The sequence below is a fragment of the Streptomyces spinoverrucosus genome, assembly GCF_006539505.1.
Classification (GTDB): domain Bacteria; phylum Actinomycetota; class Actinomycetes; order Streptomycetales; family Streptomycetaceae; genus Streptomyces; species Streptomyces spinoverrucosus.
The window spans coordinates 111,516-135,647 of record NZ_BJND01000028.1; the positions used below are offsets into that span (position 1 = coordinate 111,516).

Sequence of the window (24,132 nt, forward strand, 5' to 3'; positions counted from 1 at the left end):
GGGAAGATTCTCCCCCACAAATCGCGATCACGGGGAAACTTCAGGAACACTTTCGGGCGCTTCCCGCCTAATCTCGCCACCATGGACTCCGCAACCCTGATCTCCTTCCTCGCCCTCGACCTGCTGCTGGTGTGCGTACCGGGCGCGGACTGGGCGTATGTGATCTCGGCCGGTCTGCGCGACCGCTCGCCGGTCACGGCGGTGGCGGGCCTGGTCAGCGGCTATGCGCTGCACACGCTGCTCGCGGCGGCGGGCCTGGCGGTCCTGGTGGCGGGCTCGCCGGTGCTGCTCACGGCACTGACGGTGGTCGGGGCGGCGTATCTGGTGTGGCTGGGGTGGGGCGTGCTGCGCCGCCCCGGAACGCCGGAGGCCGGGGACGACGCCCCGGTGGCCGGGCGACGGGTCTTCCTGCGCGGCGCGATGATCAGCGGGCTCAACCCCAAGGGCCTGCTCCTCTACCTCTCGGTACTCCCGCAGTTCCTCGTCCTCGGGCACGGGCACCTGCCGGTCCCGGCCCAGACCGCCGTCCTCGGGCTGCTGCACATGGCGTGCTGCGCCGTGGTCTACCTCGGCGTCGGCGTCGCGGCACGCGCGGTGCTGGGGGCGCGCCCGGCGGCGGCGCGGGCGGTGGCCCGGACGTCGGGGGCGGCGATGCTGGGGATCGGCGCGTTTCTCCTCGTACAGCGGCTGGCGACGCTGTAGGGAGCTACAGCGGAGAGTCATCTTCGTACGAGCGCGATCACTTTCGTACGAGCCTGAAGACCCGGATCTCGCGCGTCACCCGCGCCTGATACGTCGCATACGGCGGCCAGAACGCCAGCACCGCCCGCCAGGCCGCCGCCCGCTCCTTCCCCACCAGCAGCCGGGCGGTGACGGGGATGTCCCGGCCCTTGAAGTTGATCTCGGCGTCCGGATGGGCGAGGAGGTTGTGGGTCCAGGCCGGGTGACCCGTCCGGCCGAAGTTGGAACCGACGAGGATCCAGCTCCGCCCGCCCTCCTCGGTCATACAGGCGAGCGGCGTACGGCGCCGCTGCCCGCTCCGCGCGCCGGTCGAGGTCAGGATCACGCCCGGCAGCAGCGTCGCGCTCAGCAGCACCTTGCCGCCGGTCAGGCGGTGGACGGCCCGGTCCAGGGCGGGGACGACGTACGGGGCGACCTTCGCGAAGCCCCGGGTCGAGGAGACCTTCTGGACGATCCCGGCGACACCCATCAGACGGCCACCTCCGCCCGCTCGAACAGCCGCGCCGCCTCGGCGGCATGCGCGCGCAGCCGGTGCACCGGCCCGAACAGCAGCTCGTCACCGGCCGCACGCTTGAAGTACAGGTGGGCGTCGTGCTCCCAGGTGAAACCGATCCCGCCGTGCAGCTGGATGCCCTCGGCAGCGGCGGTCCGCAGCGCCTCCAGCGACTGCGCGAGCGCCAGCCCGCCGACCCGCTCGCCGTGGCTGGTGGCCCATGCGGCGTAGTACGCCGCCGAACGCGCCGCCTGCACCTGCACGTACACGTCGGCCAGCCGATGCTTGACCGCCTGGAAGGAGCCGATGGGCCGCCCGAACTGCTCGCGCTGCCCGACGTGTTCGACGGTCCGTTCCAAGGCGCGGTCGGCGGCACCGACGGCTTCGGCGGCGAGAACGGCGGCGGCGGTGTCGCCGAGCGCGGCGAGGGCGTCGAGGACGTGGGACTGCTCAGTGCCCAGCAACTCCGCTCTCACGTCCCGCAGTTGGATCCGCGCCCGTGGCCGGGTCGCGTCGAGGGCGGTCTGCCGTACGCGGGTCAGTCCGGCGGCGTCCCCCGGGACGAGGAACAGCAGCGTCCGCGACCGGGCGAACCCCCCGGTGTGCGCGGCGACGACCAGCAGCCCCGCGCTGTGCCCGTCCAGCACCTGGTCGACCTCCCCGTACAGCCGCCAGTCACCGTCCGACCGGCGCGCTTGTACGCCCCCTGCCCGGCCGCCGCCCGCCCAGTCGCCCGCGTTGTCGCCGGTCAGCGCGAGGGCGGTGGCGAGGTGGGGGCCGGGAACGGCGAGGGCGGCGGTGAGGTGGCCGGAGGCGATCCGCGGGAGCAGCTCGGCGCGCTGTGCTGCGGTCCCGAGGGTGAGGAGGAGGGGTGCGGTGAGGACGGCGGTGGGGATCATTGGCGACGGGGCCAGCGCGCGGCCGGTCTCCTCGGCGGCGAGGGCGAGTTCGGTCGCCGAGCAGCCGACACCGCCGTACGCCTCGGGGAGGGCGAGGCCGGGCAGGCCGAGCCGTTCGGCGAGGGCGGACCAGAGGGCGGGGTCGTGTCCGGCCGGGGTGTCGAGGGCGGCGCGGAGCTGCTCGGGGGTGCAGCGGCGGCGGAGCAGTTCACGGAGGGTGCGGCGGATCTCGTCCTGCTCGGGCGTGAAGCTGGCGTCCATGAACGGGCCCCTCTCGATCTGACGGCCTGTCATATTAGGCCGACGCCGCCCAACCGCCCAGAGCCATTCCTGATGTACCGTCAGAAACATGGCTGCTGCTACCCGGAAAGTCGCCGTGGTGGGCGTGTCCCTGTCCGACTGCGGCCGTGTCGATGACGCAACTCCGTACACCCTGCACGCCCAGGCGGCCCGCCGGGCCCTCGCGGACGCCGGTCTGGACCGGTCGGTCGTCGACGGGTTCGCGTCGGCCGGCACGGGCGTGCTGGCGCCGGTGGAGGTGGCCGAGTATCTGGGCCTGCGCCCCACCTGGGTCGACTCCACGTCGGTCGGCGGTTCGACGTGGGAGGTGATGGCGGCGCACGCGGCGAACGCGATCGCGGCGGGGCACGCGCGGGCGGTGCTGCTGGTGTACGGCTCGACGGCCCGCGCGGATGTGAAGGCCGGGCGCCGCACGGGCAATCTCTCCTTCGGCGCGCGCGGGCCGCTGCAGTTCGAGGTGCCGTACGGCCACACCCTGATCGCCAAGTACGCGATGGCGGCCCGCCGTCACATGATCGAGTACGGGACGACGATCGAGCAGCTGGCGGAGGTCGCGGTGCAGGCGCGGGCGAACGCGGCACTGAACCCGGAGGCCATGTTCCGCACCCCGATCACCCTCGACGACGTCCTGGACGGCCCGATGATCGCGGACCCCTTCACCAAGCTGCACTGCTGCATCCGCTCGGACGGCGGCGCGGCGGTCCTGCTGGCCGCGCAGGACGTCGTACGGGACTGCCGTACCGCTCCGGTGTGGGTCCTCGGCACCGGCGAGCACGTCTCCCACTCCGCGATGTCCGAGTGGCCGGACTTCACCCGGTCCCCGGCGGCGGTGAGCGGGCGGCTGGCGTTCGAGCGGGCCGGGGTGCGTCCGGCGGAGATCGACTTCGCGGAGATCTACGACGCCTTCACCTACATGACGCTGGTGACGCTGGAGGACCTGGGCTTCTGCGGGAAGGGCGAGGGCGGGGCGTTCGTCGAGAAGGGGCGGCTGCTGGTCGAGGGCGGGGAGCTGCCGGTGAACACCGACGGGGGCGGTCTGTCGGCCCAGCATCCCGGGATGCGCGGACTGTTCCTGCTGGTGGAGGCGGTACGGCAGTTGCGCGGGGAGGCGGGGGCGCGGCAGGTGCGCGGCGCGGACGGGGGGCTGCCGCGGCTGGGGGTGGCGTCGGGGACGGGGGGCTGGTTCTGCTCCTCGGGGACGGTGGTACTGGGTCGCTGACGGAACACCGGCCCCGAACGTGGTGTTCTGGTCGTAGAGGCTGTTCGACGACGACGCCGCTGGAGGAGATTCCGTATGGCACTGACCCGCGAAGAACGCGAGCAGTTCCTGGCCGAGCCGCACATCGCCGCGCTGGCGGTGGCCGCGGAGGAGGGCCGGGCCCCGCTCAGCGTGCCGATCTGGTACCAGTACGAGCCCGGCGGTGACGCGTGGATCCTGACGGGGCTGGACTCCCGCAAGCACCGGCTGATCAGCGCGGCCGGTCGCTTCACGCTGATGGTCGACCGGGTGGATCCCACCATCCGCTACGTCTCGGTCGAGGGGCCGGTCGTGGACACCGTCCCCTTCACAGTCGAGCAGCTGCGCGAGATCTCGGCGCGGTATCTGCCGGCCGAGAAGGTCGAGGAATACGTCGAGTTCTCGTTGAAGAACCACGGGGAGATGGTGGTCATCCGGATGCGTCCGGAGCGGTGGGTGTCGTCGGACCTGGGCTCGGTGTAGACCCCCCGGGCCCACCCGGGGTACCCGCGATACTCGACGGCATGGAACCGGATCTTCACGAGCTGCTGAGGTCGCTGCGGGTGTGGGACCCGAAGGTCACGTCCCTGCCGCCGTTCGACCCCGCCGCCGCTCCCGCCTCGCCGCTCCCGCTCTTCACCACCTGGTTCGCTGATGCAGTGGCGGCGGGGCAGCCGGAACCGCACACCATGTCCCTGGCTACGTCGGACGAAGCGGGCCTGCCCGATGTACGGACGGTGATGCTGCACGGCGCGGAGGAGGACTGCTGGTCCTTCGCGACGCACGCCAACAGCCGCAAGGGCCGCCAGCTCGCCGAGCGGCCGTACGCCGCCCTGGGCTTCTACTGGCACGTCCAGGGCCGCCAGATCCGCATCCGCGGCCCGGTCACCACGGCCCCACCGGCCGAGAGCCTGGCCGACCTGCACGCCCGCTCGACCGGCGCGCTGGCCGCCGCGCTGACCGGGCGGCAGAGCGCGCCGCTGGAGTCCCTGGAGGCCCTGGCGCAGGCGTCGGAAACGGCGTGGGCCAGGGCCCAGGAGGACCCCGAGGCCCCGTCGCCGACCTGGACGCTGTACCGGCTGCGCGCGGACGAGGTCGAGTTCTTCCAGGGGGACGAGCGGCGGCGGCATGTGCGGCTTCGGTACGTCAGGAGGGGTGAGGGCTGGGGCAAGGAACTGCTCTGGCCGTGAGACCGTACGGCCTACCGGCCGTCGAAGGCGTACGTCGCGAACTCCACCACCGGCTCGTAGCCGATCCTCCGATAGAGGGCGTTGCTGGTCGGATTGGCCAGGTCCGTGAAGAGCAGCACCTCCTCGGCGCCCGCCGCCAGTGCCGCGCGGCTCACCTCGGCCGTCACCGCTCCCGCGTAACCGCGTCGCCGGAAGGGAGCCGGGGTGTAAACGGGCGCCACCCGTACCTGACCGGCGATCTCGGGCGTCACGCCGGCCATGGCGACCGGGGTGCCGTCGGGCCTCTCCCAGAGGGTGACGCCGCCGTGGGCGATGCGGGCGTCGGCCCAGGCGCCCGGGTCCCGGGCCGGATTCCCGCCCACGTCCCTGGTGAACTCGACGTACCAGCGGGCGAGTTGTTCACGGTCCCGCTCGTCCGCCACCCTCGCCCGGCCCGGCGGGGCGGGCTCCGGGACCGTCAGCGAGCCGAGCCGGTAGAGCAGCTGGCGCCCGCGCAGCGTCGCGACGGCGCCGGTGTGACGTTGCCAGGCCCCGGCGAAGGCGGCGGCGGTGTCACGGACCCCGGCGACACCGGGAAGCCGCTCCGACCGGGCCGCCAGGTGGGCGGCGAAGGCGTCGGCCTCGTCGGGGGTGAGGGCGGTGAGGTACAGGCAGTGCGGCGGCGTACGGAAGCAGACCGCTCGTACGGCTCCGGCGCGCTCCAGGAAGCCGAAGAACGGCGGCTCGTCCCCGTACGTGCGCAGTCCGTGCCTGCGCAGGGCGTCGGTCACGGTGAGGGGAACGGTGTGCAGGGCTGGGCGGGAGCGCAGGAAGGGGCCGACGTGGGCGAGGAAGGCGTCGAGGTCCTCCGTGAGGGTCCAGGTGGCGGCCGCGTGCTCGCCGGACGCGCGCCTCACGGCTCGTCCACCGCAGCACCGGCCTCCGGGTCGGTCTCCGGGTCCGTCGCCAGGCGGGCGTGCAGGTGGACGTCGCGGAAGGCGTCCCGGCGGTCCGCCTCCCACATCGCGCCGCGCAGGGTGCCCTCGTACGGGAAGCCGCAGCGGTCGGCTATGCGGCAGGAGGCCTCGTGGCCCACGGCGTGGCCGAGTTCCAGGCGGTGCATGCCCAGGTCGGTGAGGGCCCAGTGGGCGGCGAGGGTGAGGGCGCGGGTGGCGGCGCGCCGGCCGCGGGCCTCGGGGAGGATCCAGTAGCCGACGCGGGCGACGCGGAAGACGTGGTCGATCTCGTTGACGCCGATGTGGCCGAGGGTCGTACCCGTCTCCGCGTCGGTTATGCGGAAGGACGCGCTCGCGCCGTTCGCCGCGTTGTCGGCCTTGGCACGGAGGGAGGCGCGGGCCGAGGCGAGGTCGGAGACGGGGGCCAGGGGTGTGTTCCAGCGCCGGAAATCCGGGTCGGACAGGCCACGCAGCCAGGTCGCGGCGTCCGCGTCGGAGGCCGGGTCCCAGCGGCGCAGGCGCAGACCGTGGCCGTACAGCTCGGGGTGCGGGTGGGTGAGGGACCGCGAGTTCATGAGGGCCATCGACCCATTCAATCCCGGCGCTCGCCGCGTTTCACCCTGAATTTCCGGCCGCCGGGTTTCACCCCGGATTCGGCTGGATCCGGAAGACCGGGATGCCTTCCCGGAAGTCGACCTCCAGTGCGGCACCGGCGCGCAGCTCGCCCTCGTCGGCGTAGCCGCCGTACCCGACGATCTCCGTCATCATCCGCGGGCCCTCCGCGAGGTCGACGACCGCGGCGACGTACGGGGTGCGTTCGCCGAAGGGTGGGAGGTCGTTGCGGTGGACCACGGACCAGGTGTAGAGGGTGGCGCGGCCGCTCGCCTCCTCCCAGGTCACGTCCTCGCTCCAGCAGTGCGGGCAGAACTCGCGGGGGTAGTGATGCGCCCGGCCGCACGCCCCGCACCGCCGCACCAGCAGCCGCCCGCGCGCGGCCGCGTCCCAGTACGTCCGCGTGAAGGCGTCCGTCTCCGGTACGTCGTACCGCGCACTCACAGGAACCACCCGAGCGCGCCGTCCAGTGACCACGTCTGCCAGGACATCCCGAACAGCGCGACCGTCGAGATCAGCGCCATCATCAGGTTCTGCCCCTGCTCGGCCCAGTCGTGGATCATGAGCACGAAGTAGACGGCGTTCAGCAGCAGCCCGCCGATGAGGGCGATCGGGGTCAGGAAACCGGTGATCAGGCCGAGCCCCAGGGCGAGTTCGGCGTAGGCGACGATGTACGCCATCATGCGCGGCCGGGGTGCGACCACGGTCCGGAAGCCCGAACGCACCGCCGTCCAGCGGTGTTTGGCGGCCACGTCGGCGGCCCAGGCGATGCCGGAGCCGCGTTCGAACCACGCCTTCTTGTCCTTGTGCCGCCAGCTCTCCAGCCACCACAGCCCGAGCCCGATCCGCAGCACGGCCAGCCATTCGGCACCGGTGAGCCAGATCGCGTCCATGGATCTGACGGTACGTCAGATCGTGCGGACGAGGAAGGCCTGTGCGCCACGTGAAGCGCCGGGCAGTGATGCTCAGGACCGTCGCCATGGGGGCCGGACGTAACACCTCAGAGGGAACTCGTCCCCGAACGCGGCTTCCGTTTCTCCGTCACGGCCGGAGGCCGCCCCACTCGCCCTCACCTCCCCGGATCGCACACAACCGATCTCCCTGCACCACAAGCCCCACCCACTCCTCCCCCACCCGTGATCGATCCGCAACCAATTCCGGTCTTGACCGAGACCCATCAACCCGGCATGTGGTTACGCTCCGGACCATGCCCGACTCCACAGCGCCCACCAACGAAGAGGAACCGCAGGCCGCGAGCCCGGAGACCGCCGGCTCGGAGGCCGTGAAAGTTCCGCGGCAGAAGGGCAGCCGTACCGCGCGGCAGGCGCCCGCCGATCGGCCCGTCTACGTCATCGGCGCCGGGCCCGGTGGACTCGCGGCCGCGTATTCCCTGCGAGCCCGGGGGATTCGGGCCGTCGTGCTGGAGAAGTCCGACCGCGTCGGCGCCTCCTGGCGGGGGCACTACGACCGGCTGCATCTGCACACCACCCGGCGCCTGTCCGCCCTGCCCGGGCTGGCGATGCCGCGCCGGTTCGGCCGGTGGGTGTCCCGGGACGATGTCGTGCGGTATCTGGAGAAGTACGCCGAGCACCACGAACTGGAGATCGTCACCGGAGTCGAGGTCTCCCGCGTCGAGCGCGCGGACGACGGCACCGGCTGGCTGCTGCACGCGACCGGCGGCCGTCGGCTGACCGGTGGCGCGGTCGTCGTCGCCACCGGCTACAACCACACCCCGCGCATCCCTGACTGGCCCGGCCGGGACACGTACACCGGCGCGCTCCTGCACGCCTCCGCGTACCGCAACCCCGCGCCCTACGCCGGGCGGGACATCCTCGTCGTCGGTGTCGGCAACACCGGCGCCGAGATCGCCGTCGACCTGGTCGAGGGCGGGGCGTCGCGCGTACGGCTCTCGGTGCGCACCGCGCCGCACATCGTCCGCCGCTCCACCGCCGGCTGGGCCGCCCAGTACAGCGGCGTCCTCGTGCGCCGCCTCCCGGTCGGCCTGGTGGACCGGCTCGCCCGGCCGATGGCCAGGCTCAGCGTGCCCGACCTCACCGAGTACGGTCTGCCCCGCCCCGGCACCGGCGTGTACAGCAGGGTCAGAGAGGGCGCGGTCCCAGTCCAGGACGTCGGCCTCATCGACGCGGTCCGCAAGGGCAGGGTCGAGATCGTGGCCGCGGTGGACGGCTTCGACGGCGACAAGGTCGTCCTCGCCGACGGCGACCGCATCGGCCCGGACGCGGTGATCGCCGCCACCGGTTATGTCCGCGCGCTGGAACCGCTGGTCGGCCATCTCGACGTCCTCGACGACCGGGGCAGGCCGGTCGTGCACGGTGCCCGCGCCCCGAAGAACGCCCCCGACCTGTACTTCACCGGCTTCACCAACCCCATCAGCGGCATGCTCCGCGAACTCGCCCTCGACGCGGAGAAGATCGCCACGGCCGTCGCCCGAAGAAGCGGCGACCGGGTGTCCCGCATCCCCGGCTGACCGGCAGGACCCGCAACCACATCAATTCCGCCCGCACGACCATTTCCTGACCCTGCGTCAGTTCAGTAATCTGACAGTGCGTCAGTTACTCACGCCGTCACACAGAAGCGGGCGGACCGATGCTTGGATCAACCCACGGCACCCTCACCACCGACGCCCGCCGGGCCCGGGTCATCGCCTGCGGCGACGGGCGGCCCGGCCCCGCCGTCCACGGCCGCGCGGCCGACGTGGACGACCTCGACGTCAGCGGCCGCCCGCTGCACGCCGACGTCCCCGACCTGGACCGCTTCTTCCGCCCCGAGTCCGTCGCCGTGATCGGCGCCTCGGACGCCGAGGGGCGTCCGAACACCGGCATCACGCGGCAGCTGATCGCATGGGCCGAGCGGGTCGGCGCACGGCTGCACCCGGTGCACCCGACCCGTCAGTCCGTCTTCGGCATACCCTGCGCTCCTTCCGTCTCCGATCTGCCCGAACAGGTCGACCTCGCCGTACTGCTGGTCGCCGACCCCTTCCCCGTCGTCGAGGAACTCGCGGAGGCCAAGGTCAGGTTCGCGGTGGCGTTCGCCTCCGGTTTCGCTGAGACCGGCGAGGAGGGCGCCGCCGCGCAGGCCCGGCTCGCCGCCGCCGTCCGCCGCTGCGGCCTACGTCTGCTCGGTCCGAACACCAACCTCAACGCCTTCGAGGACTTCCGGCAGGACCTGGACGGACCGGCGATCGCGCTCATCACCCAGTCCGGCCACCAGGGCCGCCCCGTCTTCGCCCTCCAGGAACTCGGCATCCGCCTCTCCCACTGGGCCCCCACCGGCAACGAGGCCGACCTGGAGACCGCCGACTTCATCTCCTACTTCGCCGAGCGCCCCGAGGTCGGCGCCATCGCCGCCTACGTCGAGGGCCTGAAGGACGGCCGTTCGTTCCTCCTCGCCGCCGACCGGGCCGCCCGGCGCAAGGTGCCGGTGGTCGCGGTCAAGGTGGGCCGTACGGAGACCGGCGCCCGCACGGCCGCCTCCCACACCGGCAAGCTGACCGGCGCGGACGCGGTGGTGGACGCGGCGATGCGGCAGTACGGCGTGATCCGGGTCGACGGCCTCGACGAACTCCAGGACACCGCGGCCCTGTTGGCCCGCGCCCGCCCGCCGCGCGCCGACGGTGTGGTCGTCTATTCGATCTCGGGCGGCACGGGCGCGCACGTCGCCGACCTGGCGACCGCGGCGGGACTGCGGCTCCCGGTGCTGTCCGAGGCCCGGCAGGCCGAGCTGCACCAGTGGATCCCGCCGTATCTGAGCGTGGCCAACCCCGTCGACAACGGCGGGCACCCGGTGGGCGACTGGCGCGGCCGGAAGATCATCGACGCGATCCTCGCCGACCCGGAGGTCGGGGTGCTGATCTGCCCGATCACCGGTCCGTTCCCGCCGCTCAGCGACCGGCTCGTGCGGGACCTGGTGGACGCGGCGGAGCGGACGGAGAAGCTGGTGTGCGTGGTGTGGGGTTCGCCGGTCGGCACCGAGCCGGCGTACTGGGAGGTGCTGCTCGGCTCCTCGCGCGTGGCCACCTTCCGCACGGTCGGCAACTGCCTCACCGCCGTCCGCGCCTACCTCGCCCACCACCGCTTCGTCCGCGACTACCGCTCCCCCTTCGACGACGCCCCGCGCACGCCCTCGCCCTCCTTCCGCAAGGCGCGCGAGCTGATGCGCCCAGGAGAGCAGCTGAGCGAGCACGCGGCCAAGCAGCTGCTGCGGGCGTACGGCATCCGGGTGCCGCGCGAGCAGCTGGTGACCAGCGCGGCGGCGGCCGTGCGGGCGGCGGGGCTGGTGGGCTACCCGGTGGTGATGAAGGCGTCCGGCGCCCAGCTCGCCCACAAGACCGAGCTGGGCCTGGTGAAGATCGGCCTGACCTCGGCCGCCCAGGTCCGCGACGCCTACCGCGAACTGACCGACATCGCCCGCTACGAGGGCGTCTCGCTGGACGGAGTCCTGGTCTGCCAGATGGTCGAGCAGGGCGTCGAGATGGTCGTCGGCATCACCCACGACGACCTCTTCGGGCCGACGGTGACGGTGGGGCTCGGCGGGGTGCTCGTCGAGGTACTGCGGGACACCGCTGTCTGCGTGCCGCCGTTCGGCGAGGAGCAGGCCCGGGACGCTCTCGCCGGGCTGCGCGGGCGCGCGCTGCTCGACGGCGTGCGCGGCCGCCCCCCGTCCGACCTGGACGCCCTGGTCGAGGTCGTCCTCCGCGCACAGCGCATGGCCCTGGAACTCGGCGACCAGCTCGCGGAACTGGACATCAACCCGCTGATGGTCCTGCCCCGCGGACAGGGAGCGGTGGCGCTGGACGCGCTGGCGGTGTGCAGCTGAGACGAACATGCGTGATGAGCCGAACATGCCTGATCCCCCCATGCCTGATCCCCCCGTACTTACGCAGACCAGAAGAACCGGAGAATTCCGTGGAGCCGGAAAAATCCGCTGAGTCATTGATACGGCACACCACTGACAATCACGTCGCGCGCATCACCCTCAACCGGCCCGAAGCTCTCAACGCCATCACCCCTGACCAGCGCGAACGCATCATCCAGCTGCTCTCCGACGCCTCCGCCGACCCGGACGTACGCGCCGTCGTCCTCACCGGCACCGGACGGGGTTTCTGCGCGGGCGCGGACCTTCGCACAGGTGCGGCGGCCGGGGAGCGGATCGCCGGTGACGTGGCCCGCACCCTCCGCGTGGGTGCCCAGCGGCTGATCGGTGCCGTTCTCGACTGCGAGAAGCCCGTGATCGCCGCCGTGAACGGCACGGCGGCGGGCCTCGGTGCTCATCTGGCGTTCGCCTGCGACCTCGTACTCGCCGCGGAATCGGCCAGGTTCATCGAGGTGTTCGTACGCCGGGCCCTCGTGCCGGACGGCGGCGGGGCGTATCTGCTGCCGCGCCTGATCGGACCGCAGCGGGCGAAGGAGCTGATGTTCTTCGGCGACGCCCTCAGCGCCGCCGACGCCGAACGCCTCGGTCTGGTCAACCGGGTCGTGTCGGACGGGGAGTTGGGCAAGACGGTAGGCGAGTGGGCGGCCCGTCTCGCCGCCGCCCCCACCCGCGCCCTCGCCCTCACCAAACAACTCGTCAACGCCTCCCTCGACACCGACCGCGCCACGGCCTTCGCCGCCGAGGCCGCCGCCCAGGAGATCAACATGACGACGGAGGACGCCCGGGAGGGGCTGGCGAGCTTTGTGGAGCGCCGGAGTCCTGAGTACCGGGGGCGGTGAAGGCGGTCGTCAGTCCCGCTGGAGGATCCACAGGTCCGGCGCGTCCTGATCACCGAACGGCACCAACAGCTCCGGCTCCTGCTCCGTGCCACCGATCACCCAGTACGTCTGCTCCCCACACCCGTCGTCGAGCCGTACGACCACACCGTCCCGCTCCTCGGGGCCCTCCACGCCGTCGGAGTCGTGGCGGCCCTCGGTGTCGAGGAACCATGTGCCGGTGCCGTCGCACACCACGAATGTCGGGTCGCCGAACACTTCAGGCTCGGCAGGCAGGTCGACGAACTCGGCCCGCCCGCCCGGCTCCAGCCGCAGCACCGCCCCGTCCACGCCCCGCCAGACCCCGGCCAGCTGCCCGGCGGACAGCTTCGGAGGCTCGTACTCCTCGATGAGTCCGACTGCCGTGGCCAGCGCCGCGCCTCCGAAGGCGAGCACGAACAGCCCGAAGCAGCCGAAACAGCCGCTCCCCAGCACGCCCACCGCCCCCCACCTGCGGCCGGTGACCCGGGCGCGTCGGCGGGCGTAGGCGACGGCGAGCATGGGGAGAGCGCCCAGCGCCGCGAATGCCAGGGCCGTCGCCATGAACGGCCAGTCCCACAGCATCGCGGGCAACGCCGCCCAGCCGGCGCCGAACAGCGCGGCGTACAGCAGGTGCCACGCCCAGTCCGGCCCCCGGAACCGTACGGCCGAGGGATACGCCAGCAGGGCCGCCGGGACGATCTGCCCGGCCATTTGCACCAGACCCAGCACCAGCGACACGGACGGCGCGGCGACGAGCTGGATCAGCATGCCCAGGGACGAGTAGCCGACACCGTAGTCGTCCTTGCCGGAGTCGGTGGCGATCGTCCACAGCAGCCAGGCCCCCGGCAACTGCGCCACACACACCACGACGGCGACCCCCCGATCGGCGCCCGTCCAGCTCAGCCAGGCACGGCGGACCGCCCGGCCGATGTTTCCCCACCCCATGAGGCGGAGCGTACGCCGGGGTCGCGCGGGGTTCGCCGCCGCCCTTCCCATCTGACGATCCGTCAGCTTCAATGGTCGGCGTGATGGGACAAGCAGGGACGGCCGAAGCCGCCGTCCGCTACCTCAGGGCGACCGGGACCCACGGCCCCGTGGAGGCCCTGCCGCGCCCGGTGCTGCGATGCGTCCGCGAGGACGAGCGGGCGCCCGTGGACCAGCAGGAGTTCCGCCGCGTCCTGGGCAACTTCGCCACCGGCGTCACGGTCATCACCGCACCCGCCGCCGACGGCCCCGCCGGTTTCGCCTGCCAGTCCTTCTCCTCCCTCTCCCTCGACCCACCCCTCGTCGCCTTCATGGTCGGCCGTACGTCGACGACCTGGCCGCGCATCGCCCGCGCCGGGGTCTTCTGCGTGAACGTCCTGAGCGCCGGACAGGGCGAGCTGTGCCGGGGCTTCGCGGTGAGCGGCGGAGACAAGTTCGCGGGGGTCGCGTACGACACCGCGCCCGTCTCCGGCTCACCCCGCCTCGCAGGCACCCTCGCGTGGGTCGACTGCACGATCCACGCGGTGCACACGGGCGGGGATCACCTCATCGTGGTGGGGCGGGTGGCGAAGCTGGGCATGGGCGACAACGAGGACGGGGCGCCTCTGCTGTTCCACAAGGGGCGATTCATCTGACCTCTGAGGCCGCACTGGCCCGAACTACGGGATGGCCAGCTCGGCCCAGATGGTCTTCCCGGACGAGGTGTAGCGCGTACCCCAGCGCTGGGACATCTGGGCGACGAGGAACAGGCCGCGGCCTCCCTCGTCGTCTCGACGCGCTCGCCGCAGGTGAGGTGCGGTGTGCGCATGGTCGGAGACCTCGCACAGCAGGGAGCGGTCCCTGATCAGCCTCAGCATGACCGGCCCGTTGGCGTACCGGATGCTGTTGGTGACCAGCTCGCTCACCACGAGTGCGGCGGTGAAGGACAGTTCGGGCAGGCCCCAGGTCTCCAACTGGCGCTCCGCGACCGCGCGGGCGTGCGCCACCATGGCCGGGTCGGACGGCAGCTCCAGGTCCGCCACATGGTCGGCGTCGAGCCGCCGGGTACGGACGAGCAGCAACGTGGCATCGTCCGCCTGCGGGCCGGGCGGCAGGGCCGACAGCGCCCGGTCGCACAGCTCCTCCAGCGGGCTTCGTTGCCAGGTGAGCACATGGGCGAGGCGGTCGATTCCGGTGTCGATGTCGGTGCGCCGGTCCTCCACGACGCCGTCGGTGAAGAACGCCACGATGCTGCCGTTGGACAAGCTCAGCTCGACGTTCTCGTACGGCAGGGTGGCCAGCCCCAGGGGCGGTCCCGGCGCCAGCGCGGACAAGGCCACCGCGCCGCTCGCATCGGCCACGAGCGGCGGAGGATGGCCCGCGCTCGCCCAGACGCAGCGGCCGCTGACCGGGTTGTAGATCGCGTACAAACAGGTCACCCCGAGCCCCTCGTCGCTCAGCCCGTCGTCCGCGCGGGGCTCCGAGTCCTGCGCGACCAGGCCGTCCAGCCGGGTGAGCAGCTCGGCCGGGTCCAGGTCCAGCAGGGCCAGGGTCCGTACGGTGGCGCGCAGTCGGCCCATGGTCGCGGCCGCGTGCACACCGTGGCCCACCACGTCGCCGACCGTCAGACCCACTCGGGCCCCGGACAGCGGGATCAGGTCGAACCAGTCGCCGCCCACGCCCACGCGGCTGTCGGCGGGCAGATAGCGGTACGCCACGTCGACCGCGCTCTGCTCGGGCAGGTGCTGTGGCAGCAGGCTTCGCTGCAGTACCAGGGCTGCCGCATGCTGGCTGGTGTAGCGGCGGGCGTTGTCGATGCCGACGGCGGCTCGCTCGGCCAGTTCCATGGCGAGCGTCTGCTCCTCGGGCCCGAAGGGGTCGGGGTTGCTGCTGCGCAGGAAGGTGGCAAGGCCCAGGACCGCACCGCGGGTGAGCAGCGGGACGAAGAGGCAGGAGTGCGGGGCGGCCGATCCCGTCCCCCCCGGCGCCTCGGGCGGGGCGGCCGATCCCGTCCTCCCCGGCGCCTCGGGCGGGGCGGCCTCGACGACGAGGCGGCTGGTGGTCAGGCTCAGAGCCTGCGGTGACGATGGCGGGTAGGAGACGGGAGTGGTCCGGAAGTCCTCCGGGGTACGGCCGTGCATCCGCAGGAGGTTGTGCCCCGGCGCCGAGCCCGTCGGCGGCTGCCGCCCCTCGATGACCGCGGGCGGCAGGTCCACCAGCACCTCGTCGGCCAGCTGCGGTACGGCCACGTCGGCAAGCTCGGCGGCTGTGCGACGTACGTCCAGCGAGGCGCCGATGCGCTTTCCCGCCCGCACCAGCAGCGACAGTCGTTCCTGGGCGCGGTAGCGGTCGGTGATGTCCAGGGACTCCTCGAACAGCCCGAGCGGTTCGCCCCGGGCATCCACCAGCCGGTGGTACGAGCAGGACCAGACGTGCTCGCGCACCGGGTCGACGGGGGCGCGCCCGCGATAGTGCATGCCCATGATCGGCTCCCCCGTCGCCAGCACGTGCTCCATCACCTGGTCCTCGTCCGGGGGGTGGTGGCGGGAGATGAATGCTCCTTCGGGGAAGAGGTCCGCGGCAGGTCGGCCGATGTACTGGGCGATCCCCGCGAGCTCCAGATCGGTGGAGACGTTCCCCCAGACGACGCGCTTGTCGGTGTCGAAGATCGTCAGGCCCACATGGGACTCGGTCGCCAGTCCCTGCAGCATCGCCAGCTGCGCCTCCCAGCCGCGCAGCGCCTCCAGGTCGGCCGCGACGACGACGGTCGCAGCGGCGCCCTGGTTCACGAGCGGGCTGATGGTCACGGCCGCGCGCAGTACGCGTCCGTCCCGGCAGCAGAGGTCCAGGACGGTGCTGCGGGGCTTGCGCGCCTTGCAGAGTGCGGACAGTCGCTGGCCGGGGGTCGCCGCCAGCAGTCGGGCGGCCGACTGGCCGAGCACGTCCTCGGGTGGGTGTCCGAGGAGGCGCTGGGCCGAGGATCCCCATCCGGAGATGCGGCCATCGGCGTCCAGTACTGCGGCGGCGGCCTTGGAGAGGTCCAGGGGGCTGTGGAAATCGACGTTGGCCGCATTCGGAAAACGATCCATGGCACCGCTTCCCTTCGTGCACCCTCAGCATCCCGTGCCGCACGACGGACGACAACCGCACGCCCTCAGGCCACCGCGACGGCCCCCGCCGCCGGCCGTCGCCGGATCACCAGCGCCATCAGCGCCGCCGCCGCGCACAGCGCGCCGGACGCGTACCAGACCACGTCGTACGAGCCGAAGACGTCCCGCGCGACGCCGCCCAGGAAGGCCACCGCGGCCGCGCCGACCTGGTGCGACGCCAGTACCCAGCCGAACACGATCGCGCTGTCCTCCCCGTAGTGCTCCCGGCACAGCGCCATCGTGGGCGGCACCGTGGCGACCCAGTCGAGGCCGTAGAAGACGATGAAGAAGATCATCGGCGGGTGCACGCTGGGCGCCAGCAGGATCGGCAGGAAGAGCAGCGAGATGCCCCGCAGCGCGTAGTACACCGCCAGCAGCCGCCGCGCGTCGTAACGGTCGGTGAACCAGCCGGAGGCCACCGTGCCGACCACGTCGAACACCCCGATGACCGCGAGCAGCGAGGCCGCCGTCGTGATCGGCATGTGGTGGTCGTGGGCGGCGGGCACGAAGTGGGTCTGGATCAGGCCGTTCGTGGAAGCGCCGCAGATCGCGAACGTACCGGCCAGCAGCCAGAAGGGCCCCGTCCGGACGGCGGAGAGGAGCACGGTCACCGCCCGCCGCGCCGCGCCCGGCACGGGAGGCGGCTTCGGTACGAACTCCTTCGCGCCGTACGGCTTCAAGCCCACGTCCGCCGGATGGTCCCGCAGCAGCAGCCACACGAACGGCACCACCGCGAGCGCGGCCAGCGCCGCCGTGATGGCGGCCGGGCGCCAGTTGTGGTGCACCACGATCCAGGACAGCACCGGCAGGAAGATCAGCTGCCCGGAGGCCGAGGCGGCGGTGAGAATGCCGGTCACCAGGCCGCGCCGCTCCGTGAACCAGCGGTTGGTGACGGTTGCCGCGAACGCCAGCGCCATCGAGCCGGTGCCGAGCCCGACGAGCAGGCCCCAGCACAGCAGCAGCTGCCAGGGCGCGGTCATCCACACCGTCACGCCCGAGCCGATCGCGATCACGGTCAGCGCGACCGCGACCACCCGCCGGATGCCGAAGCGGTCCATCAGCGCGGCGGCGAAGGGCGCGGTCAGGCCGTACAGCGCGAGGTTGACGGAGACCGCCGCGCCGATCGTGCCGCGTGACCAGCCGTACTCCTGGTGCAGCGGGTCGATCAGCAGCCCCGGCAGGGAACGGAAGGCGGCGGCACCGATGATCGTCACGAAGGTGACGGCGGCGACGAACCACGCGCGGTGGATGCGCGGACGACGGGGCTCCGGTTTCTGGGCGACTGCGGCGGCTTCGCTTGTCTGGGTCACGTCATAGAGCTTTCCGGTCCGGAAACGCCAGCATCCAGTGGCCCGAAGGTCAGCATTCGTTAGGATCGGGCCATGGATCAGGTCATGGATCAGGGCATGGATCAGGTCATGGATCGAGCCATCGAGAGGGCCGTCGGCCCCTTCTGCCCCCACCGTGTCGTCGTCCTCGCCCTCGACGGTCTGCTCCCCTTCGAGCTGGGCATCCCGCACCGGATCTTCGGCCGACCCAAGGACGCCCTGGGGCGGCACCTGTACGAGGTCGTCACCTGCTCGGTCCGGCCGCCGGGCCCGGTCAAGACCGACGCCGACTTCTCCCTCCACGTCGGCAACGGCCCCGAGACCCTCGCCACCGCCGACACGGTGATCATCCCGGCGTCGTACGAATTCGGCCCGGTCTACGAGGAGGGCGTGCTGACCGACGAACTGGCCGCCGCCCTCGCCCACCTCCGCCCCGGCACCCGCCTCGCCTCCATCTGCACCGGCGTGTACGTCCTCGCCGCCGCCGGCTACCTGGACGGCCGCCCGGCGACCACGCACTGGGCCGACGCCGACCGCCTCCAGCGGCTCTTCCCGCGCGTCAAGGTCGACCCGGACGTGCTGTTCATCGACGACGGCGACATCCTGACCTCGGCGGGCGTGGCGGCCGGCATCGACCTGTGCCTGCACATGGTGCGCCGCGACCACGGCACGGCGGTCGCCAACGACGTGGCCCGGCGTACCGTCGTACCGCCGCATCGCGACGGCGGGCAGGCGCAGTACATCCAGCGGCCGGTGCCCGATCCGCAGCAGGCCTCCACGACGACCGCGCGCGCGTGGGCGCTCGGCCGGCTGCACGAGCCGATCCAGTTGCGGGACATGGCCGCGCAGGTGGCGATGTCGGTACGCACCTTCACGCGCCGGTTCCGTGAGGAGGTCGGCGTCAGCCCCGGCCAGTGGCTCACCCAGCAGCGCGTCGAACGCGCCCGGCATCTGCTGGAGTCCACGGACCTGTCCGTCGACCAGGTGGCCCACGACGCGGGCTTCGGCACGGCCCAGTCGATGCGGCAGCACCTCCAGGCGGCGCTCGGGGTGACCCCGACGGCGTACCGGCGGACGTTCCGGACGGCGGGGAAGGCCAAGAAGGCCGTCCTCAGAACGTGAGCACCGCCCGCGCCACCCGCCCCGCCTCCGCGTCCGCCCGCGCCTTGTCGAAGTCCTCGATCGGGTAGGCGCTGACCAGTTCGTCGAGGAGGAGGCGGCCCTGCCGGTACAGCTCGGCGTACAGGGCGGTGTCCCGCTGGGGGCGCGAGGAGCCGTAGCGGCAGCCGAGGATGGACTTGTCCAGGTACATCGACGACACCCGGAAGGACGCCTCGGCCGCGGCGGGCGGGACGCCGAGGAGGACCGCCTGGCCGTGCCGGTCCAGCGCGTCGATCGCCTGCCGGATCAGCTCCACCCGCCCGACGCACTCGAAGGCGTGGTCCGCACCGGTCGGCAGCAGTTCCCGCACGCCGTCCATCGACGTCAGGAAGTCGGTCGCCCCGAACTGCCGGGCCACCGCCTCCTTCGCCGGGTTGGTGTCCACGGCCACGATCCGCAGGGCGCCCGCGAGCCGCGCGCCCTGGAGGACGTTCAGCCCGATGCCGCCCGTGCCGATCACGAGGACGCTGTCACCGCGGTCCACCCGGGCCCGGTTCAGCACGGCACCCACCCCGGTCAGCACACCGCACCCGATCAGCGCCGCCGACGCCGGCGGAATCTCCTTCGGAATCCGAACCGCCTGCACGGCCTTCACCACGGTCCGCTCCGCGAAGACGGACGTCGAGGCGAACTGGTGCACCGGCAGACCGTCCCGCGTGAACGGCCGCCCCGGCCGCCCTATCGCCCGCCGGCACATCGTCGGCCGCCCCCGGTCGCACTCGGCGCACGTCCCGCAGTTGGCGAGCGTGGACAGCGACACATGGTCGCCGGGCACCACATGCGTGACGCCCTCCCCCACGGCCTCCACCACACCCGCGCCCTCATGTCCCAGCACCACAGGAACCGGGAAAGGTATGGTCCCGTCCACCACCGACAGATCGCTGTGGCACAGCCCGGCCGCCGCGACCGCCACCCGCACCTCACCGGCCCCGGGATCCCGTACCTCCAGGTCGTCCACGACCTGGACCTGCTTCCCGTCGAAGACCACACCCCTCATCACGCCGCTCCCTTGAGTTCCCTCGGCAGGCCGAGCACGCGCTCGGCGATGATCGTGCGCTGGATCTGGTCAGAACCGCCGTAGATCGTGTCGGCCCGGCTGAAGAGGAACAGCCGCTGGAATTCGTCGAGTTCGTACGGCGCCGCCCCCGACCACTGAACCGGCCCGACGCCCGCCACCGCCCCCCGCACCTGCATCGCCAGCTCCCCGAGCCGCTGATGCCAGCCACCCCACAGCAGCTTGGCCACACTCGACGCCCCCGCCTCCGCCGCCGAACCGCCCAGCGTCCGCAGCGCGTTCCACCGCATCACCCGCAACTCGGCCCACTGCCGCACCAGCCGCTCCCGTACGACGGGATCGCGCACCGCCCCCGAGTCGACCGCCGCCCGCACCACCCGCCCCAACTCGGCGGCGAACCCGACCTGCTGGGCCAGCGTCGACACGCCCCGCTCGAACCCGAGCAGACTCATGGCGACCCGCCAGCCCGCACCCTCTCCCCCCACAACGTGCTCCACGCGCGCGTGCGCCCCGTCGAAGAACACCTCGTTGAAGTCGCTGGTGCCGGTCAGCTGCCGGATGGGCCGCACCTCGATCCGCTCCGGCTGGTCCATGGGCACCAGCAGAAAGCTCAGCCCGTGATGCCGCCGCGACCCCGCCTCGGTCCGCGCCAGCACAAAACACCAGTCCGCCTCGTGCGCCAGCGAGGTCCAGATCTTCTGCCCTGTGACCCGGTAGTACGCCCCGCCCGGCGCAAGCACCGCCGAGGTCCGAACCGCCGCGAGATCCGACCCCGCACCGGGCTCGCTGTACCCCTGACACCACAGCTCGTCCCCGGCGGCGACAGGCGGGAGAAAGCGACTTTTCTGCTCCTCGGTGCCGTAGGCGATGAGGGTGGGCGCCAGGAGGTTCTCCCCGATGTGGCCGGAGCGCGGGGGCGCAGACGACCGCGCGTACTCCTCGGCCCAGGCGACCTGTTGAGTGAGAGTGGCGGTTCGGTTCCCGTAACCGGACTCGGGCCAACCCAGCCCTATCCAGCCGGCTTTCCCGAGGGTGCGTTCCCATGACCGGCGATCTTGAGTGCCGTCAGCGTGCTCGCCGAGCCACGCCCGCACTTCCCTGCGGAACTCTTCATCCTCCGCCGTGAACCCGAACTCCATGCGGGTCTCCTAACAATCCAGGTCAAGATGAGCGCCCTTGAGGGGCGCGGGGAACTGCGCGACCAGCCACAAACAGCCCGCACCCGCCAACCCACAACACCCCCCGAGCTCTTAGGCGTTGGGCCGCTCCCCACCCCTCGCCGCCCGCTCCATAGCCGCCACCCGCTCCAACATCGGCATCGGATCCACCCCCACCGACCCCGGCAGGACCGCCGCAATCCGCTCCGGCGTCCACGACCCCTCGGCATAAGCAGAGCGCAACTCCCTCGGCTGCGCCCACACCGCGATCTTCGGCCCGGCAACGGTGTACACCTGCCCAGTAACCCCCTGCTCCCGAGCCGAATCCGACAGCAGATAGACCACCAGCGCGGCCACATCCTCCGGCTCCCCGATCTCCGCAAGAGCCATCGGCACGTTCACTGACATCCGCGTACGAGCAACCGGCGCCACCGCATTCGCCGTCACCCCGTACTTGTGCAAGCCCAGCGCAGCGCTCCGCACGAGCGAGATGACCCCGCCCTTCGCCGCGCTGTAGTTGGCCTGCGACACGGACCCTTGGTGATTGCCGCTGGTGAACCCGATCAGCGTCCCGCCCCGCTGCTGCCGCATCACCGCCGACGCCGCCCGGAACACCGTGAACGTGCCCTTCAGATGAGTGGCGACTACCGGGTCCCACTCCTCCTCGGTCATGTTGAACAGCATCCGCTCCCGCAGGATCCCGGCGACGCAGACCGCCCCGTCGAGTCGTCCGTACGACGACAGCGCCACGTCGACGACCCGCTGACCACCGGCCATCGTGGAGACGTCGTCCGCCACGGCGACCGCCTCGCCGCCCGCCGCCTCGATCTCCTTGACCACGGACTCGGCGATCTCACTGGTCGGTGAGGCCCCGTCGACGGCCACCCCGTAGTCGTTGACGACGACCCGCGCTCCCTCGGCGGCCGCCCCGAGCGCCACCGCCCGGCCGATGCCCCGTCCCGCCCCTGTCACGACGACGACCTTGCCGGTCAAGAAGTTCCCCACGCCCGGCCCCTTCCCGCAGTTTCTGACGGTCCGTTAGATTCTATGTCCCGTCGGATGCCCGGACACAAGCCCCGGGGAGGGCCCATGTCACTGCCGGCCGAGTTCCACGAGATCGCGAAACGCGTCAACAACTGGGGCCGCTGGGGCGCGGACGACGAGATCGGGACGCTGAACCTGATCACCGACGAGGTGGTCCGCGAGGCCGCCGCCGAGGTCCGCACCGGACGTCGCGTCCCGCTCGCCCTCCCGCTCCGGCAGGACGGCGTACAGACCGGGATGATCCCCGGCCGGGTCAACCCCCTGCACGTCATGGTGCAGATCAACCAGGAGCTGTTCGGCCCCGGCACGGTCGCGTGCAGCGACGACGCGGTGACCATGGGACTGCAGGCGGCCACCCATTGGGACGCGCTCACCCATGTCTCGCACTCGGGCAGGCTCTACAACGGCCGCCCGGCGGACACCATCACCGCGCACGGCGGCGCCGAGTTCAGCGGTATCGACACGGCGCGGCACATCGCCTCGCGCGGGGTGCTGCTGGACGTCGCCCGCACGCGGGGGACGGACCGGCTGGACGGCGGCCACGCGGTCACTCCGGAGGACCTGGACGCGGCGGAGGAATTCGCGGGCACGCGCGTGCGTGCCGGTGACATCGTGCTCGTACGGACGGGGCAGATCCAGGCGTATCTCGCCGGGGACAAGCACGGGTACGCGTTTCCCTCGCCGGGGCTGTCGATCCGTACGCCGGAATGGTTCCACGCGCGCGATGTCGCGGCCGTCGCGAACGACACCCTCACGTTTGAGATGTTTCCGCCGGAGATAGAGGATTTGTGGCTGCCCGTGCATGCGCTGCATCTGGTGGAGATGGGCATGCCGCAGGGCCAGAACTGGAATCTCGAAGAGTTGTCCACAGCCTGTGGAGAAACGGGCCGCTACGCGTTCCTGCTGTCGGCGATGCCCGAACCGTTCGTCGGCGCGACGGGGTCACCGGTGGCGCCGGTCGCCCTTTTGTGAGAACCCAATCCGGATGGCGGCGCGTGCGCGTTCGCCCCGAGCGCGGCGCCACACGCCACCATCCGGCTCCGGCGTACCCGCCCCGGTTCCCCTGCCCTGTTGCCGGAACCAACGCCGAATCGCGACGCGCACTCGACGAGGGCTCCCGTCACCGAAACCCTCGCCGTCCCCTCGCGGCGAATCGCTCCCCCCAGCGTGATCAGCCGGACACGACCCGTCAACAGCGGTTCGGAAATTTGCCGCTTACGCCCTGTTCGGCGTAGACGCGCACGGAAGCACACCCGGGCGCACAGCCCTTCGTCGGACCTGGTGAGCCCGGCACACTTGCCACCGTGCCCCGGTCACGACACCGGGCGCCTCAGACGGCCTCGTACGCCAGCCCCTCGTAGCCCTCGTATCCGTCGAGCCCTTCCAGTCCCTCGCAGGCGGCGGCCGTGCCGCCCCCGTACGCCACCGCCGCCGCGGGCGACTCGTCGCAGCGGTCGAGTTCGCACCAGATGTGCTTGCCGGCGCCCTCGGGGCTCCAGCCCCAGCGGTCGGCGAGGCCGTCGACGAGCGCCAGGCCGCGGCCGCCGGTCTCCTCACAGTCCACCCACCGGGGCACCGGGGCGCGGGTGCTGCCGTCGGCCACCTCCAGGCGGACGGTGGCGGGGTCGGCCTTCGGCTGGGGCAGGGAGAGCCGCAGCACGGCGGGGCAGCCGGTGTGCACGACGGCGTTGGTGACGAGTTCGGAGACAAGCAGGATCAGCGCCTCGGCGAGCGGTTCGTCGGCCGCTATCCCGCACCCGGCGAGCCGCGATCGGGCCCACCGGCGGGCGCGCCCCACTTCCGCGGGGTCGGGCCGGATCTCCAACTGCACTTGAAGCACCTGCACCGCTCACACCATCCGAACCGGTGAACACAGAGGCTCGCGCCTCATGAGGGCCACGATCGTAGCCATTTTCTGCATGACCAGAACAACGGCCAGAGCAGGGATCACGGAACGTGATTCCCTTACGCAACAGCATGGTTGACGTACAGTCACCCCAACAAGCGCTTCGGGCATATTCCAGCGCGAAGGAGTACCCGTGCGGCATACTGTGCGACGCTCGTCGCAGAGAGTCGAACAGGCGGCGGAACAAGGCCCGTCACCGGCTCGCCTCGTGCTCGGAACCTCTCGCATCCCACACAAGGTACCGGAGTGGAC

At 72.0% G+C, this 24,132-nt stretch carries 23 protein-coding genes; 10 read left to right on the top strand and 13 right to left on the bottom strand.

Going from position 1 to position 24,132, the window contains the following annotated elements:
- The first annotated feature begins 81 nt into the window (after positions 1-81).
- Positions 82-702 (top strand): LysE family translocator, encoded by a 621-nt coding sequence (locus tag SSP24_RS21090; protein ID WP_141311222.1) that lies wholly within the window; start codon positions 82-84, stop codon positions 700-702.
- Between the two features lie 37 nt (positions 703-739).
- Here the strand turns inward: SSP24_RS21090 and SSP24_RS21095 are convergent, their stop codons facing one another.
- Both SSP24_RS21095 and SSP24_RS21100 read right to left on the bottom strand, forming a co-directional pair.
- A complete protein-coding gene (locus SSP24_RS21095) occupies positions 740-1,210 on the bottom strand; it encodes a nitroreductase family deazaflavin-dependent oxidoreductase (RefSeq protein ID WP_141311223.1) in 471 nt (156 codons plus the stop codon).
- Positions 1,210-2,394 (bottom strand): acyl-CoA dehydrogenase family protein, encoded by a 1,185-nt coding sequence (locus SSP24_RS21100; RefSeq protein ID WP_141311224.1) that lies wholly within the window; start codon positions 2,392-2,394, stop codon positions 1,210-1,212. Before SSP24_RS21100 ends, SSP24_RS21095 begins: the two co-directional genes overlap by 1 nt.
- Before the next feature lie 88 nt (positions 2,395-2,482).
- Here SSP24_RS21100 and SSP24_RS21105 point away from each other — a divergent pair, with 88 nt between their 5' ends.
- The 3 genes from SSP24_RS21105 to SSP24_RS21115 all read left to right on the top strand — a co-directional run bounded on the left by SSP24_RS21105 (position 2,483) and on the right by SSP24_RS21115 (position 4,860).
- Entirely contained in the window at positions 2,483-3,652 is a 1,170-nt protein-coding gene (locus SSP24_RS21105; protein ID WP_141311225.1) for a thiolase C-terminal domain-containing protein, read from the top strand.
- Positions 3,653-3,727: 75 nt separating this feature from the next.
- The gene (locus tag SSP24_RS21110) at positions 3,728-4,153 is read left to right on the top strand and encodes a pyridoxamine 5'-phosphate oxidase family protein (protein WP_141311226.1); all 426 of its coding nucleotides are present in this window, start codon (positions 3,728-3,730) and stop codon (positions 4,151-4,153) included.
- 41 nt (positions 4,154-4,194) lie between these two features.
- Positions 4,195-4,860 (top strand): pyridoxine/pyridoxamine 5'-phosphate oxidase, encoded by a 666-nt coding sequence (locus SSP24_RS21115; RefSeq protein ID WP_141311227.1) that lies wholly within the window; start codon positions 4,195-4,197, stop codon positions 4,858-4,860.
- Positions 4,861-4,871: 11 nt separating this feature from the next.
- Here the strand turns inward: SSP24_RS21115 and SSP24_RS21120 are convergent, their stop codons facing one another.
- The 4 genes from SSP24_RS21120 to SSP24_RS21135 are packed head-to-tail and all read right to left on the bottom strand — an operon-like array spanning position 4,872 to position 7,300.
- Positions 4,872-5,756, bottom strand: a complete 885-nt coding sequence (locus tag SSP24_RS21120) for a GNAT family N-acetyltransferase (RefSeq protein WP_141311228.1) — start codon at positions 5,754-5,756, stop codon at positions 4,872-4,874.
- Positions 5,753-6,379 (bottom strand): GNAT family N-acetyltransferase, encoded by a 627-nt coding sequence (locus SSP24_RS21125; protein ID WP_141311229.1) that lies wholly within the window; start codon positions 6,377-6,379, stop codon positions 5,753-5,755. Before SSP24_RS21125 ends, SSP24_RS21120 begins: the two co-directional genes overlap by 4 nt.
- Before the next feature lie 58 nt (positions 6,380-6,437).
- Positions 6,438-6,851, bottom strand: a complete 414-nt coding sequence (locus SSP24_RS21130; protein WP_141311230.1) for a Zn-ribbon domain-containing OB-fold protein — start codon at positions 6,849-6,851, stop codon at positions 6,438-6,440.
- A complete protein-coding gene (locus tag SSP24_RS21135; protein ID WP_141311231.1) occupies positions 6,848-7,300 on the bottom strand; it encodes a DoxX family protein in 453 nt (150 codons plus the stop codon). Before SSP24_RS21135 ends, SSP24_RS21130 begins: the two co-directional genes overlap by 4 nt.
- A 314-nt stretch (positions 7,301-7,614) precedes the next feature.
- Between SSP24_RS21135 and SSP24_RS21140 the strand changes: the two genes are divergently transcribed.
- The 3 genes from SSP24_RS21140 to SSP24_RS21150 all read left to right on the top strand — a co-directional run bounded on the left by SSP24_RS21140 (position 7,615) and on the right by SSP24_RS21150 (position 12,139).
- Positions 7,615-8,895: a flavin-containing monooxygenase gene (locus SSP24_RS21140; protein WP_141311232.1), complete on the top strand. Its 1,281-nt coding sequence runs from the start codon at positions 7,615-7,617 to the stop codon at positions 8,893-8,895.
- 119 nt (positions 8,896-9,014) lie between these two features.
- Complete coding sequence (locus tag SSP24_RS21145) at positions 9,015-11,243, top strand: acetate--CoA ligase family protein (protein ID WP_141311233.1); 2,229 nt, start codon at positions 9,015-9,017, stop codon at positions 11,241-11,243.
- 14 nt (positions 11,244-11,257) lie between these two features.
- Positions 11,258-12,139 (top strand): enoyl-CoA hydratase/isomerase family protein, encoded by an 882-nt coding sequence (locus SSP24_RS21150; RefSeq protein WP_141311234.1) that lies wholly within the window; start codon positions 11,258-11,260, stop codon positions 12,137-12,139.
- A gap of 9 nt (positions 12,140-12,148) precedes the next feature.
- Here the strand turns inward: SSP24_RS21150 and SSP24_RS21155 are convergent, their stop codons facing one another.
- Positions 12,149-13,102, bottom strand: coding sequence for a hypothetical protein (locus tag SSP24_RS21155; protein WP_229864918.1), 954 nt, complete (start codon positions 13,100-13,102; stop codon positions 12,149-12,151).
- 83 nt (positions 13,103-13,185) lie between these two features.
- Between SSP24_RS21155 and SSP24_RS21160 the strand changes: the two genes are divergently transcribed.
- Positions 13,186-13,776 (top strand): flavin reductase family protein, encoded by a 591-nt coding sequence (locus SSP24_RS21160; protein WP_141311235.1) that lies wholly within the window; start codon positions 13,186-13,188, stop codon positions 13,774-13,776.
- Between the two features lie 24 nt (positions 13,777-13,800).
- Here SSP24_RS21160 and SSP24_RS21165 read toward each other — a convergent pair whose 3' ends face one another.
- Together SSP24_RS21165 and SSP24_RS21170 are read right to left on the bottom strand one after the other, a co-directional pair.
- Positions 13,801-16,209: a SpoIIE family protein phosphatase gene (locus SSP24_RS21165; protein ID WP_141311236.1), complete on the bottom strand. Its 2,409-nt coding sequence runs from the start codon at positions 16,207-16,209 to the stop codon at positions 13,801-13,803.
- A 65-nt stretch (positions 16,210-16,274) separates the two neighbouring features.
- Positions 16,275-17,579, bottom strand: coding sequence for an MFS transporter (locus tag SSP24_RS21170; RefSeq protein ID WP_141311237.1), 1,305 nt, complete (start codon positions 17,577-17,579; stop codon positions 16,275-16,277).
- A 108-nt stretch (positions 17,580-17,687) separates the two neighbouring features.
- Here SSP24_RS21170 and SSP24_RS21175 point away from each other — a divergent pair, with 108 nt between their 5' ends.
- Positions 17,688-18,719 carry a GlxA family transcriptional regulator gene (locus SSP24_RS21175; protein ID WP_141311257.1) on the top strand — a complete coding sequence of 344 codons (1,032 nt, stop codon included), beginning with the start codon at positions 17,688-17,690 and terminating at the stop codon, positions 18,717-18,719.
- On the opposite strand, the gene SSP24_RS21180 is transcribed toward SSP24_RS21175, so the two are convergent.
- The 3 genes from SSP24_RS21180 to SSP24_RS21190 all read right to left on the bottom strand — a co-directional run bounded on the left by SSP24_RS21180 (position 18,709) and on the right by SSP24_RS21190 (position 21,935).
- On the bottom strand, positions 18,709-19,755 hold the full coding sequence (locus SSP24_RS21180) for a Zn-dependent alcohol dehydrogenase (RefSeq protein WP_141311238.1): 1,047 nt from the start codon (positions 19,753-19,755) through the stop codon (positions 18,709-18,711). The two genes, SSP24_RS21175 and SSP24_RS21180, sit on opposite strands and share 11 nt — an antisense overlap.
- Positions 19,755-20,912 (bottom strand): acyl-CoA dehydrogenase family protein, encoded by a 1,158-nt coding sequence (locus SSP24_RS21185; RefSeq protein WP_141311239.1) that lies wholly within the window; start codon positions 20,910-20,912, stop codon positions 19,755-19,757. Before SSP24_RS21185 ends, SSP24_RS21180 begins: the two co-directional genes overlap by 1 nt.
- A gap of 111 nt (positions 20,913-21,023) precedes the next feature.
- Positions 21,024-21,935, bottom strand: a complete 912-nt coding sequence (locus tag SSP24_RS21190; RefSeq protein ID WP_141311240.1) for an SDR family NAD(P)-dependent oxidoreductase — start codon at positions 21,933-21,935, stop codon at positions 21,024-21,026.
- A gap of 84 nt (positions 21,936-22,019) precedes the next feature.
- Between SSP24_RS21190 and SSP24_RS21195 the strand changes: the two genes are divergently transcribed.
- The gene (locus SSP24_RS21195) at positions 22,020-22,946 is read left to right on the top strand and encodes a cyclase family protein (protein ID WP_141311241.1); all 927 of its coding nucleotides are present in this window, start codon (positions 22,020-22,022) and stop codon (positions 22,944-22,946) included.
- A gap of 358 nt (positions 22,947-23,304) precedes the next feature.
- Here SSP24_RS21195 and SSP24_RS21200 read toward each other — a convergent pair whose 3' ends face one another.
- Positions 23,305-23,805 carry an ATP-binding protein gene (locus SSP24_RS21200; protein ID WP_141311258.1) on the bottom strand — a complete coding sequence of 167 codons (501 nt, stop codon included), beginning with the start codon at positions 23,803-23,805 and terminating at the stop codon, positions 23,305-23,307.
- Positions 23,806-24,132: the final 327 nt, after the last annotated feature.